The sequence below is a fragment of the Paenibacillus nanensis genome, from assembly GCF_003583765.1.
Lineage (GTDB): Bacteria > Bacillota > Bacilli > Paenibacillales > Paenibacillaceae > Pristimantibacillus > Pristimantibacillus nanensis.
In genome coordinates this window covers 1-1,494 of sequence record NZ_QXQA01000038.1, presented here as the reverse complement: position 1 = coordinate 1,494, position 1,494 = coordinate 1, and the positions used below count along the sequence as shown (strand labels likewise).

Below are 1,494 nucleotides of genomic sequence, written 5' to 3'. Positions count from 1 at the left end.
TTTTGAGGCGTTTTAAGATGGCTTACGCCTCTTTCGCCTTCCGGTCTAGATGGAAGGCGATCTTTTTCATGTTCTGGACCGCTGCGGTCATCAGCGCTTGCTCGGTTACGTTCCGCAGCCCCCGCAAACGGCAATAGCGAAACCCGTGGAGCTGTTTAGCATCCGCGAAGCTTCGCTCAATCGTTTCTTTTCGTTTTCGGTAGAGCCGCTTGCCAGATTTACTCAACCGGTTCAGACGTACTTGCTCCTTGCTGTCTTCCCAAATATGCCGCGTAATGAGCTTGCGGTGGTTTTTGGAGCGAGTGCACTGCCTAAGCATCGGACATTCAGCGCAAATATTAGGGGCAGACGCGTAGTGTCGGTACCCGTGGCGATCCGTTGTTCGGTAAGGAAGCTCCTGCTCTTGTGGACACACATATACATCTTTCTCAGCATCATACTTAAACTCCCACTTGTGAAATAACCCCTGTGTAGGATGAAACCGGCGATGGGCTATCACGCCAAAAATCTTGCGATCTTGAAGGCCTTTGCAAATTGGAGTTGTTAAATAACCGGAATCCAGAGCAACTGCTTCTACTTCAAATCCAAAACGTTCACGTTGACGGTCAAGACGACTCAAATATGGAACGGAATCATGCACGTTACCAGCGGTGACGAAGACATCGGTAATCAGGTTGTACTTCACATCGACGGTACGATGATCTAAGTAGAAGAAGCCTTCTGGTTTACCCTCTCGTACCATGTAGCCGCTATCTGGATCGGTCTTGCTGACCTTAACCTCTTTGTCTTCGTTCACCTCCTCTCGTGGCTTTAAAGCTTTTTTCCTTGTGCCTTACGGTCGGTTTCGACCGCAGCATTCAATTCTTCGAGATAATCGCGCGTGTTTTGCTTTACTTGTTCTTTGGTGTATTTGTGTTTATTGGCATTGGCTTTTAAGTGCGTTGAATCCGAGATGAGAACACGACCACCAACCATACGGTGAGAGATGGCTTGGAGTACAATCTCGTCGAAAATATCCTGAAAAACAGTTGTGTCCTTAAAACGAGTTCGGCGGTTCCAGCTGATCGTTGTGTGATCGGGGACACGGTCAGTTAAACCAAGCCCAAGAAACCAACGGTAAGCCAGGTTGGTTTGGATTTCGCGTTCAAGTTGGCGCTCAGAGCGTATGCCGTAAAAGTACCCGAGAAAGATCATCTTAAAGAGAACCAACGGATCAATAGCCGGTCGGCCGTTATCTTGTGAGTAAAGATGGCGGACCTTCTCATCAATGAAGGAAAAGTCAATGTACTTGTCTATTTTACGGAGCATGTGGTCATCCGGAACCAAGTCCTCAATAGAAACCAGTTCGTAGTTTTGTTGTTTATCTCGATTAGATCGCAGCATCAGCGACACCTACCGTTCAGTTATTGTTAATTATATTATACAACATTAACGCGGTGTCGTCTTAAAATAATTAAACATATGAAAGGCTGTCGAGACTTTCTCGACAGCCTG

At 46.9% G+C, this 1,494-nt stretch carries 1 protein-coding gene; it reads right to left on the bottom strand.

Going from position 1 to position 1,494, the window contains the following annotated elements:
• Positions 1–22: 22 nt before the first annotated feature.
• Positions 23–1,383 (bottom strand): IS1182 family transposase gene (locus D3P08_RS26985; RefSeq protein WP_119603235.1). Its coding sequence is split into 2 segments (ribosomal slippage): positions 23–816 and positions 816–1,383, totalling 1,362 coding nucleotides; the frame shifts between segments, so codons are not numbered across the junction.
• Between the last annotated feature and the right edge of the window lie 111 nt (positions 1,384–1,494).